13 protein-coding genes are annotated in these 15,299 nt (G+C 68.3%); 7 read left to right on the top strand and 6 right to left on the bottom strand.

The window, feature by feature from the left end; translation table 11 throughout:
* The first annotated feature begins 45 nt into the window (after positions 1-45).
* The 5 genes from HJG44_RS06280 (at position 46) to HJG44_RS06300 (ending at position 5,759) form a co-directional block, all read left to right on the top strand.
* Complete coding sequence (locus HJG44_RS06280; RefSeq protein ID WP_346767108.1) at positions 46-804, top strand: RNA methyltransferase; 759 nt, start codon at positions 46-48, stop codon at positions 802-804.
* 66 nt (positions 805-870) lie between these two features.
* Positions 871-2,067, top strand: a complete 1,197-nt coding sequence (locus tag HJG44_RS06285; protein ID WP_171217515.1) for an alpha/beta hydrolase family protein — start codon at positions 871-873, stop codon at positions 2,065-2,067.
* A 76-nt stretch (positions 2,068-2,143) separates the two neighbouring features.
* Complete coding sequence (gene murI, locus HJG44_RS06290) at positions 2,144-3,025, top strand: glutamate racemase (RefSeq protein ID WP_171217516.1); 882 nt, start codon at positions 2,144-2,146, stop codon at positions 3,023-3,025.
* Positions 3,026-3,196: 171 nt separating this feature from the next.
* Positions 3,197-3,814 (top strand): 30S ribosomal protein S4, encoded by a 618-nt coding sequence (gene rpsD, locus HJG44_RS06295; protein WP_171217517.1) that lies wholly within the window; start codon positions 3,197-3,199, stop codon positions 3,812-3,814.
* A gap of 259 nt (positions 3,815-4,073) precedes the next feature.
* A complete protein-coding gene (locus tag HJG44_RS06300; RefSeq protein ID WP_430395035.1) occupies positions 4,074-5,759 on the top strand; it encodes a hemolysin in 1,686 nt (561 codons plus the stop codon).
* Positions 5,760-5,873: 114 nt separating this feature from the next.
* Here the strand turns inward: HJG44_RS06300 and HJG44_RS06305 are convergent, their stop codons facing one another.
* The 3 genes from HJG44_RS06305 to HJG44_RS23580 are packed head-to-tail and all read right to left on the bottom strand — an operon-like array spanning position 5,874 to position 7,649.
* A complete protein-coding gene (locus HJG44_RS06305) occupies positions 5,874-6,158 on the bottom strand; it encodes a GNAT family N-acetyltransferase (RefSeq protein ID WP_171217518.1) in 285 nt (94 codons plus the stop codon).
* Positions 6,159-6,174: 16 nt separating this feature from the next.
* The gene (locus HJG44_RS06310) at positions 6,175-7,338 is read right to left on the bottom strand and encodes a serine hydrolase domain-containing protein (protein WP_346767109.1); all 1,164 of its coding nucleotides are present in this window, start codon (positions 7,336-7,338) and stop codon (positions 6,175-6,177) included.
* Complete coding sequence (locus HJG44_RS23580) at positions 7,335-7,649, bottom strand: hydantoinase B/oxoprolinase family protein (RefSeq protein ID WP_246736094.1); 315 nt, start codon at positions 7,647-7,649, stop codon at positions 7,335-7,337. Before HJG44_RS23580 ends, HJG44_RS06310 begins: the two co-directional genes overlap by 4 nt.
* Before the next feature lie 238 nt (positions 7,650-7,887).
* Between HJG44_RS23580 and dusA the strand changes: the two genes are divergently transcribed.
* Positions 7,888-8,904 carry a tRNA dihydrouridine(20/20a) synthase DusA gene (gene dusA, locus HJG44_RS06320; RefSeq protein WP_171217519.1) on the top strand — a complete coding sequence of 339 codons (1,017 nt, stop codon included), beginning with the start codon at positions 7,888-7,890 and terminating at the stop codon, positions 8,902-8,904.
* Positions 8,905-9,010: 106 nt separating this feature from the next.
* Positions 9,011-9,310 carry a hypothetical protein gene (locus HJG44_RS06325; RefSeq protein WP_171217520.1) on the top strand — a complete coding sequence of 100 codons (300 nt, stop codon included), beginning with the start codon at positions 9,011-9,013 and terminating at the stop codon, positions 9,308-9,310.
* 47 nt (positions 9,311-9,357) lie between these two features.
* Here HJG44_RS06325 and HJG44_RS06330 read toward each other — a convergent pair whose 3' ends face one another.
* From HJG44_RS06330 to HJG44_RS06340, 3 genes are all read right to left on the bottom strand, one after another.
* Positions 9,358-10,371: a 2-dehydropantoate 2-reductase gene (locus HJG44_RS06330; RefSeq protein WP_171217521.1), complete on the bottom strand. Its 1,014-nt coding sequence runs from the start codon at positions 10,369-10,371 to the stop codon at positions 9,358-9,360.
* Between the two features lie 166 nt (positions 10,372-10,537).
* Entirely contained in the window at positions 10,538-13,333 is a 2,796-nt protein-coding gene (gene fdhF / locus HJG44_RS06335; protein WP_171217522.1) for a formate dehydrogenase subunit alpha, read from the bottom strand.
* A gap of 171 nt (positions 13,334-13,504) precedes the next feature.
* Positions 13,505-15,283 (bottom strand): NADH-ubiquinone oxidoreductase-F iron-sulfur binding region domain-containing protein, encoded by a 1,779-nt coding sequence (locus HJG44_RS06340; protein ID WP_246736095.1) that lies wholly within the window; start codon positions 15,281-15,283, stop codon positions 13,505-13,507.
* Between the last annotated feature and the right edge of the window lie 16 nt (positions 15,284-15,299).

A 15,299-nucleotide genomic window follows, 5' to 3' on the forward strand; every position in this document is an offset into this window, starting at 1 on the left:
CGCCCACCATAGCGCAGCCCCGGGCCGCCGTGGCAAATGGCAGCCGTGAACAGCGTCACGGACAGCGGAGCCGGCTGCCCCGCCATCATCCTGGTCGAGCCGCAGCTCGGCGAGAATATCGGCATGGCGGCGCGGGCGATGGCGAATTTCGGCCTGTCCGAGCTGCGCCTCGTCGCACCGCGGGACGGCTGGCCGAACCCGGCCGCCGTGGCAGCCGCGGCGGGAGCCACCGCACTGCTCGACAAGGCGAAGGTCTACCCGAGCACCGCCGCTGCCGTCGCTGATCTCCATTGCGTTCTGGCCACGAGTGCCCGCTCGCGCGGCCAGATGAAGCGCGTTCTCGCCCCGGATGCGGCCATGGCCGATCTCGCGCTGCGCAGCCGGGCAGGGCAGGGGACTGGCATCCTGTTCGGCCGCGAACGGACGGGCCTCGAGAACGACGATATCTCGCTGTGCGACGCGCTCGTCACCTTTCCGGTCGATCCCGCCTTCGCGTCGCTCAACCTCGCCCAGGCCGTCCTGCTCGTCGGTTACGAATGGACGCGCGCGAGCCGCGGCCTCGCGCTGCCGTTCGAGGCCAATCCCGCGACCCCGCCCGCGAGCCGGGCTTCCCTGATCGGGCTGTTCGAGCACCTCGAGGCGGAGCTCGAGGCCGCGGCGTTCTACCCGCCCGACAAGAAACCCGTGATGGCCCGCAACATGCGCGACATGTTCCACCGCATGGGCCCGACGGAGCAGGACGTGCGCACCTGGCGCGGAGCGATCCGGGCCCTCGCCGAGCTGCGCCGCACCCGAAAAGCGTAACGACCGCTTCGGCAATCTCTGCTACAGGATCGGGCGGTCCCTTCCGCGCATGTGAGCGCCTTCGGAATGCAACGCCGCTTCGTCCTTGGTCTTCTCGCTTGTCTGGCGCTGCCCGGCCCGGCTCTCGCGGCCAACCAGCCGCCTCAGCCCAAGGCCGGCATGCCGGGCGGGGCGGACAATCCCGATGCCGAGATCGTCAAGCGATCCGTCGGGCGGGCGAGCGCCGCCACCTACGTCTTCCACATGGCCAGCGAGCCGCAGGCCGCACGTCCGGTCGTGGTCTTCCTTCACGCCTGGGGTGCGGTGAACCCATCGCTGTACGGCGGCTGGATCGACCACCTCGCCCGGCGGGGCTACCTCGTTCTCTATCCCGCCTTCCAGACCGTCGGCCGCACCCGGCCGGTCGATGCGACCAAGAATGCGGCCGCGCTCGTGAAGGATGCGCTCGCGGCCCTCGCCGAAGATCCGGCGGCGAGGCCCGATCTCTCCAGAGTGGCGTATCTGGGTCATTCCGCGGGCGGCGGCGTCGCCGCCAATCTCGCGGCGGAGGCCGCGGCGGCGGACCTGCCCGTGCCGAAGCTCGTCTTCATCACCATGGTCGGCGGCATCGCGTCTGACGAGAAGTCGCGCGGCATCCAGCTCGCGAGCTTGTCGAAGATCGACCCTTCGACCGCCATCATCACGATGATCGGCGACCGCGAGTTCCAGGCGAGCGACCGCGCCTCGCGCCGCATTCTCCGGGAAGCGAGCGAGGTGCCGCCGAACCGCAAGCTCTTCATGCGCGTCGCCTCGGACGATCACGGCTTCCCGAGCCTCTCGGCGACGCTGGCCAGTCCCGGCTCCCCCATGTCCGCCTACGACGCCGCCGGGATCAAGGTCGAGCCGGACCCGCCGGTCGACCGGCGGGCGCCGCGCCAGCCGCAGCCGAAATGGTCGCCCGACATGGTGCTGTCCGGCGAGCAGCACGTGCTCCTGGCGCAGCTTGGCCGCAATCCGATCGACGCGCTGGACTACCTGGCCTTCTGGAAGACCTTCGACATGGCGGCGGATGCCGCCTTCAACGGCTCCGGCGACCTGGCGGCTCTCCGCAGCGATCCGAACTTCCTGGACATGCAGCGCTGGAGCGACACTTGGCCGATCCGTCGCCTCCATGCGGAGAACCCGCGCCCGGTGGACGCCACCGCCACGGCGCCGGCGGTCCGCGCGGCTCCCGCCCCGACCAAGATGCCGGTGACCCGCCAGACCAAGCGGCAGCGCCGCTGACGAGACCGCGCGAATGCGTTGCATCCTGTTAACGGGTCGGGCCTAGGCTTCGCGGGTCCATCCCGGCCCGTACTCAATGTTCGCCGACCTTCTCGCCGGAATCTCGCAGGCTCCCGTGGTCATCCCGAGCCGCAGCCCCTGCATCCTGGCCTTCGATTCCGGGCTCGGCGGCTTGACGGTCTTCTCCGAGCTCCTGACGGCGCGCCCCGACGCCGATTTCATCTACGTCGCGGACGATGCGGGCTTTCCCTATGGCCGCCTGACCGAGTCCGGGCTGGTCGCGCGCGTGCTCGGCGTGATGAGGCGCCTCGTCGAGGTCCATTCGCCCGATCTCGTCGTGGTGGCGTGCAACACGGCGTCGACGCTCGTGCTTCCGCATCTGCGCAGCCATTTCGATCTCCCCTTCATCGGCACGGTGCCCGCGATCAAGCCTGCCGCGGCCGCCTCCCGGACGCGACGGATCTCGATCCTGGCCACGCCGGGAACCGTCGCTCGCGACTACACCCGCGGATTGATCGAGGCCTATGCCGGCGGGTGCCGCGTCGAGCTCGTCGGCTCGCACCGGCTCGCCGCCTTCGCGGAGGCGGAACTCCGCGGAGCGCCGGTCGCGGAGGACCAACTCGCGGCCGAGATCGCGCCCTGCTTCGTCGAGGATGAGGACGGGCGGACGGATGTCGTCGTTCTCGCCTGCACGCATTACCCGCTTCTGCTGTCTCGCCTGCGCGGCCTGGCACCCTGGCCCGTGACATGGATCGACCCCGCGCCGGCCATCGCGCGTCGCATGACGGAGGTTCTTCAGGCGCCGATGCAATACGACGGCCTCCGTCAGGAGGGCGGGCGGCTGGCCGTGTTCACGGGAGGCGAGGGCCTGGACGACGCACTTCGCGCCGCACTCGCCGCGCGGGGGCTGCCGAAGACCGTGATCGATCCCTTTCCGCTGGATGCGACCGGCCATTGACTTGAGCTCCCGAGCGGCTAGATAAGGCCGTCCGCGCGGTCCATCGGGTCGCGCGTGCTTTCTCGCGCACCCGTGACCCGGATCTCCGGGTCTGTCGTCCCTCCGGCCCCTGGCCGGCCCGGGAAGAGGAGGGCGCGTTCACATCGACGAACGCGAACTGAAGGACAAGGAATGTCGAAGCGGATTACGGCGAAGCACAAGCTCGATCGCCGCATGGGCCAGAACATCTGGGGCCGCCCGAAGAGCCCCGTCAACCGCCGCGAATACGGACCCGGTCAGCACGGACAGCGCCGCAAGGGCAAGATGTCCGACTTCGGCACGCAGCTGCGCGCCAAGCAGAAGCTGAAGGGCTACTACGCCAACATCACCGAGAAGCAGTTCCGCCGCTATTACGGCGAGGCGATCCGGATGAAGGGCGATTCAGGCGAGAACCTGATCGGCCTGCTGGAGCGCCGTCTCGACGCGATCGTCTACCGCGCCAAGTTCGTCGCCACGCCCTTCGCAGCCCGTCAGTTCGTGAACCATGGCCACGTGAAGGTGAACGGACGGCGCGTGAACATCCCGAGCTATCTCGTGAAGCCCGGAGACGTGGTGGAGCTGAAGGACAGCTCCAAGCAGCTCGAGGTCGTCGTGGTAGCGAGCCAGCTCGCCGAGCGCGACGTGCCGGACTACATCGAGGTCGACCACGCGAAGATGACGGCGCGCCTGACGCGCGTTCCGGGGCTGTCCGAGGTGCCGTACCCGGTGCAGATGGAGCCCAACCTGGTCATCGAGTTCTACTCGCGCTGATTCAGCCAGCGAACCGAGACGTTTCAGGGCCGCCTCTCGGGGCGGCCTTTTTATTTGGGCCCGGAGGGGAGCGCAGATCAGGCCGACGTACGAATCGGATCGCATTACGCCGTCGTCGTTCATCCATTATTGACCGCTAAGGAAATTTGGGGGTACCCCAGGGGTCGTACAACTGGCTTGGGAAAAACGCTGTTCTTTAGGTGTAGACGATATAATCCGAATTATCTAACTGCACAGCGCGAATCATCTGCTGGTAGTCTTGATTAACGGCAAGATCAACCAATGTGGGGACATAAAAAGCACGTTTTCTGCCGTATTCTGGCCACGATTGGTGAATCAAACGCCCACCCTGTCGCTCTGGGGCGATGATCATCAACAAAGGACGGATTTGATGGCAGTAACTCCCGCCGGACTAACGTACACGACCGCGCCGATAGCCACGACCCACGATGGTCAAATCATCGAAAATCTTGACATATGGGTGGAGTCCGGAGTTCCGATCACCGTCAATCATGACAATGTCGTCATCCGGAACGTGATAGTTCATCACGCGAACGGAAATGCCATCGAGGCCGACGACGTCAGGAATCTCACCATCTCCGACAGCCAGATCATCAATACCAGCCCGCCCACCGGTTCGGGCGGCGAGCAGCAGGAGACGACCGGCATCAACGCCGTCGACGTGACGGGGCTCCGGATCGACCACGTGCGGCTTGAGAACAGCGAGGTCGGCATCTATGTCGGCAACTCGCCGGGCGCCCAGCTTTCGTTCATCGAGGGCTACAACATGCAGGGGCCTTACCCTGCGGGCCAGCTCGTCCAGTTCTTCAATTCTCCGAACAGCTCGCTGACGGATTTCTACAACTACAACGACCCGAACAAGTCCCACCCCGAGGACAACATCTCGGTCATCAACAGCGCCAATGTGACGATCGCGCGCGGGGTGATCGACGGCAACAATTCCCCGAGCGGTGCCGGCGTAATGTTCGAGGGGAATTCCGAAGGCGGCCGGGTCACGGACGTCACGACCATCCACATGGGCAACGGAGCGTTCAGCTCCTATTCGAACGACGTGACCTTCACCAACGTCCGTTCCTTCGACAACATCGATGCCAGTCAGGGCGGTCGCGGAGAAAGCCTGTCGAACGCTCTGATCTTCAATTCGGCCGGTGAGAACGTCACGTACGTGAACGCGACCTACACCAACCCCGGCAACCCCCAGAACATCGCCTGGGACGAGAGCGGCGATTCGATGCAGATCACGGAGGCGCGCGGCGCGACGCCAGGACCCCATATCCAGAACGTGTTCGACTGGACGGAAACGGGCGACGCTTCGGCCATCTACGTGTCGAGCACGACGGGCGCGCCCGTCGGCGGGGCCCCGGCCCAGCCGGCTCCGACGACGCCCGCAGCGCCGGCGACGCCCGAACTCCCGAGCACGCCCGGAGTGCCGAGCACGCCGTCGGTACCGTCGGCGCCCGCCGCACCACAGCCGCGGCCTCCGGCCAGCACGACCGGTTCGGATCTCAACGGCAACTCGCGCGCGAACACGCTGACCGGGACCTCCGCGGGCGAGAAGATCGACGGGGGAGGCGGGAACGACAAGCTGTTCGGTCTCGCCGGGAACGACTCGATCTGGGGCGGAACCGGCAGCGACAGGATCGATGGCGGCGCCGGCACGGATCACATCTGGGGCGGCCGCGGTTCGGACACCTTCGTCTTCAAAGCCGGAAACGGGGTCGACTGGATCGAAGACTTCGCCGCCCGCGGCCGGGAACAGGATCGGATCGAGGTCGACAACGACCTGTTCGCCAACTTCAAGGCCCTGATGGCCGCTGCGAAGAACGTCGACGGCAACGTCGTGATCCAGATCGGCGCCGATCAGCTCGTCCTCGAGGGCGTCCACACGTCCCACCTCAGCTCCGGCGACTTCCTGTTCGTCTGAGCCAGCCGGTCCCGGGGCGCCTTCCCGTCGGGAGAGGCGCCCCGAACTCCGCGCCTGCGCCTCAGGTCGGCCGTGAGGCCCGTCCCTCGGGACGGCCCCACGCACGCGGACGGCTCAGTTGGCCAGAAGGTCGCGATGGGCCTTGTGGCTGCGGAGCCAGGAATGCGCGTAATGACAGGTCGCCACGATGCGGGCCCCTTCCTGTCGGGCCCTGGCTGCAACCGCGCTCATCAGCCGGTCCGCCGCGCCCGTGCCGCGCAGGGCTGGCGGCGCGAACACGTAGCGGATCACGAGCGTGCCCGGCTCGCGGCGGTAATCGGCGAAGACGGTCTCCCCGCCGACATCCAGCTCGAAGCGGCGCCTCTCTGCGGCGTCCCGAAATCCTGGCTCTTCGTCCATCGATCCTGCTCCGGACTCAAGGCCGGAGCGACTGCGCGACGCGGGTGAGGAAAGGGTCCACGGCGGCCTTGTCGATCCAGCGCACGACGACAACGACGTCGCGCTCCGGATCGATCCAGATGACGTTCGAGCCTGCGCCCGTCGCCGAGAAGGAGGAGGCCGGCAGGGCCGGGTTGGCGCCCGGTCCGGTGTTCAGCCACCAGAGAAAGCCGTAATTCGCGAGCGTGGGCGAAGGCTGCACCATGCGCTCGATCCAGGTCTCGGACAGGACCCGGCGGCCGCCCCATCGTCCCCCGCGTCCGATGAGGAGCCCGAACCGCGCATGGTCGAGCGTGCTGATGACCAGCCCACCGCCCCAATGGGAGCCGCCCGGGACGGACTGCACGCGCCTGCCTCCCAGCTCGACCCATGAGGTGGAGTAGCCGTTCCACTCCCAGGTCCCGGAGGCGCCGATCGGATCCATGACCCGCTCGCGCAGGACCTCCGGGAGGGGCCGGCCGAAGAGCCGGAGCAGGCAATAGGCGAGCAGGTTCACCCGGACGTCGTTGTATTCGTAATAGGTGCCGGGCTCCCGCCGCTCGCGGAGCTCGCCCTTCCGGCTGTTGTCGGCGCCCGGCCCGATCTGCCGGAAATGGTCCACCTGGTCGGACTTCCCGAAGAGCTCGCCCTCCCACTCGCTCGATTGCTGCAGGAGGTGGCGCCAGGTGATCCGCCCGTTACGTGGGCCACCAAGCAGCGGATCGTCCACCGTCGCGCGTACCGGCTCGTCGACATCTCGGATCAGGCCGTCGTCGGAGGCGAGTCCCGCGAGCACGGCGAGATAGCTCTTCGCGATCGAGAAGGTCATGTCCGGGCGGGCGGTGTCGCCCCATTCGGCGACGATGCGCCCGCCCTTCAGGACGAGACCGGCCGGTCCGCCGCGCTCGCGCACGGGGCCGACGACCTCGCTCCACGGCCCGGTCTCGTTCCACTCCACGTTCCCGACATAGCGCCCGTCTGGGTAGAAGAGGCTGCGCGGCCAGGGGCTTTCGTGACCCTGCGCAAACACCACCGCTGCCGCCAGGCCGGCAGGATCGAACCCAGCCGGGCCTGGCTCGGTCCGCTCCCAAAAGCCGGATCGGTCCGGCACATAGAGCTCCGACCGGGGCGGGTGGGGCGCATCGAGCACGGGATTGTTCACGCGGCACCTCCAAGGCGGATGTCCAGCCAGCCGAGACCATTCATCTTGAGGCGGTCGCTCTCGTTCACCACCACCGTCGTCGTCTCCGTCTCAAGGAAGGCGGGGCCGGTCAGGGCGCCGACATGGACCGGAAGGTGGTCATCCTGGGCCACGAGCCGGCCCTCGGTGTCCGTGATCGCGATGGAGAAGTCGCGGCTGGAATTGAGGATCTGCGAATAGGACGTCCTGAGCATCGCCTCGCCCATCTCGGCGGCGATGGAGGAGAGGCGGTGCTGGACCACGGAGCGGGTGATCGGATCGATTGCGGGCATGGCGCCTTGTGGCCTGTCCGCGGCCTGGACGCCAGTCACGGCGGACGGCGCGATTTACCGCCTCGTCCAGCCGCTCGACCGCCATGTCGAGCTCGACCGGGCGCAATGATGCAGGGCGGCAGCCGGGAAAGCGTCTTCAGGGCCCGCCATGATCGGCCCCGCTGGCGCCGCCGCGGGTCGGCCTCTATGTCATCGGCCTCGGGTTGACGGCCTGCTGTGGCCCGGCAGAGGTAGGTTGATGATTTCGCTTGGGGAGCAGCCCGGCCGGCTCGCCGGCTTCCGCTTCTCGGTCGCGCCGATGATGGACTGGACGGACCGGCATTGCCGGGCCTTCCACCGCGTCCTCACGCGGCGGGCGCGGCTCTATACCGAGATGGTGACCACCGGCGCGGTCCTCCACGGCCCGCGCGAGCGGCTGCTCGGCTTCTCGGTGGCGGAGCGTCCAGTCGCCGTCCAGCTCGGCGGGTCTGACCCGAGGGAACTTGCCGAGGCCGCCCGCATCGCGGAAGGCTTCGGCTATGACGAGGTCAACCTCAATGTCGGCTGCCCGTCCGACCGGGTCCAGGATGGCCGCTTCGGCGCCTGCCTCATGCGGGAGCCGGCGCTCGTCGGGGAATGCGTCGCGGCCATGAAGGCCGCGGTGGCCGTGCCGGTCACGGTGAAATGCCGCCTCGGCGTCGACGACCAGGATACCGGGCCGGCCCTCGACGAGATGGCGCGCGCGGTCTTCGGGGCGGGAGCGGACGCGCTCGTCGTTCATGCCCGGAAGGCATGGCTCCAGGGGCTCTCGCCGAAGGAGAACCGAGACATCCCGCCTCTCGATTATCCGCGCGTCTACGAGCTGAAGCGGGCCTGGCCGGAGAAACCGGTCGCCATCAACGGCGGCATCAGGACCGTGGGGGAGGCGAGGGCGCATCTCGATCACGTGGACGGGGCGATGCTCGGCCGCGCCGCCTACCAGGACCCGGCAATCCTCCTGGAGGTCGATCGCGAACTCTTCGGCGAGGAGCCGCCCGCGGCCGATCCGTTCGAGGCGGTCGCGCTGTACGAGCCGTATGTGGCGGCCCGGCTTGCGGAAGGGCTGCGCCTCCACGCCATGACGCGCCACATGCTCGGCCTCTTCAACGGGCGGCCGGGGGCGCGGGCCTATCGGCGGCACCTCGCGACCGCCGGCACGCGGCCCGACGCGGATCTCGCCACCTTGCGCGCAGCCGTCGCCCTCGTATCGCGCGAGCCGGCACTCGAGGCGGCCTGACCGCCCGTGCAGGCTTGTTAACCCCCGCCGGTCTAAGGCGCGCAGGAACATCGGCCCGCCGCGGCGGTTCGATCCGAGCCACCCCCCGCACAAAGGAGAAATGCGGATGAAGCGTCTGATCGTCGGAATGGCCGCACTTGCGGCTGGAGCGATCCTCGCCGGGACGCCGTCGCAGGCGGCGAAGTTCCAGGATCCGGGCCTCGCGAGGGCGGGCTCCCTGATCGAGGATGTGGCCTGCGTCGTGCGGCGCGAGCGCGTCCGGCGGCCGGGCGGCCGGGTCGAGTGGCGCATGGTGCGCACCTGCCGGCCGGACGTTCGCCCCGGGAGACACTGCCGCACCGTTCAGGAGCGCGTGCGCCGGCCGGGCGGCCGCGTGATCATCGAGACGCGGCGCGTCTGCCGCTGAGCGGCTGAACTCGGCTCCGGGCGGCTTCCGCCCGGAGCACCTCCGCATCAGTCGAGCCGGACCGGCTCGGTCTGCTCCGGGAACACGGGATACACTCCCGCAACCCGGCCCATCTGCTGGGTGAGCGCCAGGACGATGTCGATGGTCGGCGTGTCGACATCGACGAGGCGGCCCATCTCCTGAACGACCGTGAGGAGCGCATCGAGCTCGATCGGCCGGCCCTTGTCGAGGTCCTGCAGCATCGAGGTCCGGTGCGCGCCCACGCTCGCCGCCCCGTCGATCCGCCGTTCGATCCCGACCCGGAAATGCGTGCCGATGCGGCGCGCGATCTTCTCCGCCTCCGCCATCATGCCGCGCGCCACCGCCCGCGTGCCCGGGTCCGTCGCGACGATATCGAGGGTCGCGCGGGTCAGCGCCGAGATCGGGTTGAAGCAGAGATTGCCCCAGAGCTTGAGCCAGATGTCGTCGCGGATCTTCGGGTCGATCTTCGGCTTGAGCCCGCCCTTCTCGAACGCCTCTGCAAGTCGGGTCAGCCGCTCCGTGATCTGGCCCGTCGGCTCCCCGAGCCCGAAGCGGTCGCCGTAGATGTGCTTGATCACGCCCGGTTCCGTGATCTCGGTCGCCGGGTAGACGGTGCAGGCGATGGCGCGCTCCGGCCCGATCGTGCGCCACTGTCGCCCGTCAGGATCGACGCTCTGGAGCTGCAGGTTCGCGAACTGGCCCTCGAAGCCGTAGAAGTACCACCAGGGAATGCCGTTCTGCGCCGTTACGACGGCCGTGTCCGGCCCGAGCAGCGGCTTCATCGCCTCCGCCGCTTCCCAGGCCTGATGGGCCTTCAGCGCGACGATGACGTAATCCTGCGGGCCGAGCTCGGCCGGATCGGAGGAGGCGCGGAGCTTCGCGTTTCGCTCGCCGTCCTTGCCGCGGACCGTGAGCCCGTTCTCCTGGATCGCCTTGAGGTGGGCGCCGCGGGCGATGAGGGAGACCTCCGCGCCGCTCTGGGCCAGGCCGACCGCCATGAAGCCGCCGATGGCGCCGGCACCGTAGATGCAGATTTTCATGCGAGCGCTCCGCGTTTCTTCTCCCCTTGCGGAGAAGGTGTCACGGCGCAGCCGTGACGGATGAGGGGTCTATCGCTCGTGGGTCACCCCTCATCCGACCTTCGCTGACGCGAAGGCCACCTTCTCCCGCAAGGGGAGAAGGGGCGCCCACAACTCGTCTCAGGGATTATTCCGCCGCCTGCAGCGCCGGCTCCGGCACCCGCTCCATCCTGGCCGCGCAGTACTTGAATTCGGGGATCTTCCCGAACGGATCGAGCTGCGGATTGGTGAGGATGTTCGCGGCAGCTTCCGCATAGGCAAAGGGGATGAAGATCAGCCCCGGCGGGATCATCCCGTCGATGCGCGCCTTCAGGCGGATCGAGCCGCGGCGGGTCGACACCTGGATGAACTCGCCCGTATGGGCGCCGAGGCGCTCCATGTCCCGGGCCGAGACATAGGCGACCGCCTCGGGCTCGAGCTCGTCGAGCACCTGGCTGCGCCGCGTCATCGAGCCGGTATGCCAGTGCTCGAGCTGCCGGCCCGTCGTCAGCACGAACGGATATTCGGCATCCGGCTCCTCGGCTGGCGAGACGAGCTTCGCGGGCACGAATTTCGCCCGGCCGGTCCTGGTCGGGAAGCCGTTGCCGAAGACGATGTCCTGGCCCGGCTGGTCGGGCGCATCGCACGGATAGGTGACCGAGTTCTCGCGCTCGACCCTCTCCCAGGTGATGTTGGCGAGCGACGGCATCACGGAGGCCATCTCGGCGAAGACCTCGCTCACGTGGCCGTAGCGCCAGTCGAGCCCGAGCCGGTTCGCGAGATCGATGATGATGTCGAGATCCTGCCGCGCCTGGCCGGGGAGGGGGAGGGCGGCCCGCCCCATCTGCACCTGGCGGTTCGTGTTGGAGACGGTGCCGTTCTTCTCAGGCCAGGCGGAGGCCGGGAGCACGACGTCGGCATATTTCGCCGTCTCGGTCAGGAAGATGTCCTGCACGACGAGGTGGTCGAGCTTGGCCAGGGCCTCGCGGGCATGGCTCACGTCCGGGTCGGACATCGCCGGGTTCTCGCCCATGATGTACATGCCGCGGATCTGGCCGGCATGGATCGCATCCATGATCTCGACGACGGTCAGGCCGCGCTTCGGGTCGAGCTTCCTGCCCCAGAGTTCCTCGTAGCGGGCGCGGATGTCCGGGTCCTCCACCGACTTGTAGTCCGGGAAGAACATCGGGATCAGCCCCGCATCCGAGGCGCCCTGCACGTTGTTCTGGCCGCGGAGGGGGTGCAGCCCGGTGCCCGGACGGCCGATCTGGCCGGTCGAGAGCGCCAAGGCGATCAGGCAGCGCGTGTTGTCGGTCCCGTGGATGTGCTGGCTGACGCCCATCCCCCAGAAGATGATCGCAGCCTCCGCCCGGGCATAGACGCGCGCGACCTCGCGCAGGGTCTCGGCCGGGATGCCGCAGATCTTCTCCATCTCCTCCGGCGGGTAGTCCTTCACGTTCTCGACGAGCTTGTCGAAATCGTCCGCGTTCGCCTGCACGTATTGCTGATCGTACAGCTTCTCCGCGACGATCGTGTGCAGGATCGCGTTCAGCATGGCGACGTCGCGGCCCGGCTTGAACTGCAGCATGTGCGTCGCGAAGCGCTTCAGCGCGACGCCGCGCGGGTCCATGACGATGAGCTTCGCCCCGCGCTCGACCGCGTTCTTGAAGAAGGTCGCGGCGACCGGGTGGTTCTCGATCGGGTTCGCGCCGATCACCACGATCACGTCCGCGTCCTTGGCGGCCATGAAGGGTGCCGAGACCGCGCCCGAGCCGACGCCCTCGAGCAGACCCGCGACCGAGGAAGCGTGGCAGAGCCGGGTGCAATGGTCGACGTTGTTGGTGCCGAAGCCGGCGCGGACGAGCTTCTGGAAGAGATATGCTTCCTCGTTGGAGCCCTTGGCCGAACCGAACCCGGCGAGGGCGCCGCCCCCGAACGTGTCCCGGATCGTCGCGAGGCCGCCGGCGGCGCGCTCCATCGCCTCCTCCCAGGTCGCCTCGCGGAAATGCGTCCAGGGGTTCATGGGATCGATATCGACGTCGTGCTTCGGGACGCCCTCCTTGCGGATGAGCGGCACGGTGAGTCTGTCGGGATGGTGGACGTAGTCGAAGCCGAACCGCCCCTTGACGCAGAGACGCTCCTGGTTCGAGGGACCGTCGCGGCCCTGGACGGCGACGATCCTGTCCTCCTTGATCTGGTAGGTGAGCTGGCAGCCGACGCCGCAATAGGGGCAGACCGAATCCACCTCGCGCTCCGGCGCGTTCGTGAAGACGCCCTGCTCGTCGACGAGCGCCTTCTCCATCAGCGCGCCGGTCGGGCAGGCCTGGACGCATTCGCCGCAGGAGACGCAGGTCGAGCCGCCCATCGGATCGTCGAAGTCGAAGACGATCTTCTCCATGTGGCCGCGATAGGCCATGCCGATCACGTCGTTGACCTGGACCTCGCGGCAGGCGCGCACGCAGAGCCCGCAATGGATGCAGGCGTCGAGCTGCACGGCCATGGCCGGATGCGAGAAGTCGTCGGCCTTGTTCGGCCGGTCGATCGCCGGAAAGCGGCTGTCTGCGAGCTGGATGCGGTCGGACCAGGTCCAGAAGGCGGAGTGCGGGTCGTGCGCGCAGTCGCGCGCGGGCTGGTCGGCCAGGAGCAGCTCGAAGACGAGCTTGCGCGAGGCCTCGGCGCGCTCGGAGGCGCTCCTCACCTTCATGCCGGGGGTGGGCTTGCGGATGCAGGAGGCCGCAAGCACGCGCTCGCCCTCGATCTCGACCATGCAGGCGCGGCAATTGCCGTCGGGTCGGTAGCCCGGCTTGGTCGAGTAGCAGAGATGCGGGATATCCGTACCGTGCCGGCTCGCGACCTGCCAGATGGTCTCGCCAGGGCGGGCGGTCACGTCCTTGCCGTCGAGCGTGAAACGGATTTCGTCGAAGACCGGGAGTCCGTCAGACATGGTGGTCACCATCTGGCTCGGGAAGCGCCGACGCGCTCCCTCTCCCAGAGGGAGAGGGTTGGGGTGAGGGGAGCGGCTTTTCCGGACGGGGCACGCCCCTCACCCTGTCCCTCTCCCCCTGGGAGAGGGGACCCGCGCCCCACCCGACGTGAGTATCGCGGGCCATGACGCTCAATACCGCGCCGGCTTGCCGGGCGTCGGCTCTTCCGCGGCCACCGCGGGCGCCAGGCCGGCAAAATCCTCGCGGAAATGCTTCATGACCTGCTTGACCGGGTTCATGGCGGCCTGGCCGAGGCCGCAGATCGAGGCGTCCGTCATGACCCTGGTGAGCTCGTTCAGGAGCTCCTCGTCCCAGGTCGGGCGCTCCATGATCATGACCGCCTTCTCGGTGCCGATCCGGCAAGGCGTGCATTGCCCGCAGGATTCGTCCTCGAAGAACTTCATCAGGTTCAGCGCGACGTCGCGCATGTTGTCCTTGTCGGACAGGACGACCACGGCTGCGGACCCGATGAAGGAGCCATGCGACTCCAGCGTGCCGAAATCGAGCGGGATGTCGGCCATGGAGGCCGGCAGGATGCCGCCCGAGGCGCCGCCCGGAAGGTAGCCCTTGAACGTGTGGCCCTCTTCCATGCCCCCGCAATATTCGTCGATCAGTTCGCGGACCGTGATGCCGGCGGGCGCGAGTTTCACGCCTGGCTCGTGGACGCGGCCGGAAACCGAAAAGGTCCGAAGGCCCTTGCGGCCGTTCCGCCCATGCGAGCCGAACCACTCCGGCCCCTTCTCGACGATCTCCCGTACCCAGAAGAGCGTCTCGACATTGTTGATCAGCGTCGGGCGGCCGAAGAGGCCCACCTGGCTGGGGAAGGGTGGTTTGTGCCGAGGCAATCCGCGCTTGCCCTCGATCGATTCGAGCATCGCGCTCTCCTCGCCGCAGATATAGGCGCCGGCACCGCGGCGGAGATGGATGCGCGTGCGCCTGGCCAGGCCCGCCGCCTCGACCTTGGGGATCTCCCGCAGGAGGATCTCGCGGCACTGCGGATACTCGTCCCGCAGGTAGATGTAGACCTCCTCCGCCTCCACCGCGAGCGCGCCGATCAGCATGCCTTCCAGGAAGCGGTGGGGGTCGGTCTCGAGATAGTGCCGGTCCTTGAATGTGCCGGGCTCGCCCTCGTCGCCGTTGACCGCCATGAGGCGCGGTGCAGGTTCGGCGCGTACGAAGCGCCACTTGCGGCCCGTCGGGAATCCGGCCCCGCCGAGGCCGCGCAGGCCCGAATCCTCCATCGTCTTGATGACGTCCTCGATGGAGCGCCTCCCATCGAGAAGCTCGGACAGGAGCTCGTAGCCGCCGCCCGCACGATAGGCGTCGAGATCCGGATAGGCCGGAACATGCGGGTGCGTGTGGCCGGCCAGCGCTTCGGCCGCGACGCTCTCGACCGTCGCATGCGGATGGAGCGCGTGGCCGATCGCGGCCATCGGGGCCTGGTGGCAGCCGCCCATGCAGGGCGCCCGCACGACGCGGATTCCGGGTTCGAGCGAGGATTTCAGGGCGCCGAGAAGCTTGTCGGCGCCGGCCAGCGCGCAGGACAGCGAGTCGCAGACGCGGATCGTCACGGCGGGCGGGGCGGGCTCGCCGTCCATGACGATGTCGAAATGGGCGTAGAAGGACGCGACCTCGTAGACCTCCACGAGCGCGAGCCGCATCAGGTTGGCGAGCGCAGTCAGGTGGCGCACATGCAGGCAGCCGAAATGGTCCTGCAGCAGATGCAGATGCTCGATCAGGAGATCCGCGCGGCGCGGGCGATCCCCGAGCAGCGCCTCGACCTCGGCGAGAGCCTGCGGCTCGACCTGCCGGCCCTTGGGCGTGTCGCGTGTCTTGCGCCGGCCGGAGCCCGGATGGACGGACCGCGAAGCGGCGGTGCCGGCCATCACGCCTGGATTGTGGATGTTCATGGGCTACCGCGTTCCC

This window comes from Enterovirga aerilata (assembly GCF_013044135.1).
Classification (GTDB): Bacteria; Pseudomonadota; Alphaproteobacteria; order Rhizobiales; family Beijerinckiaceae; genus Enterovirga; species Enterovirga aerilata.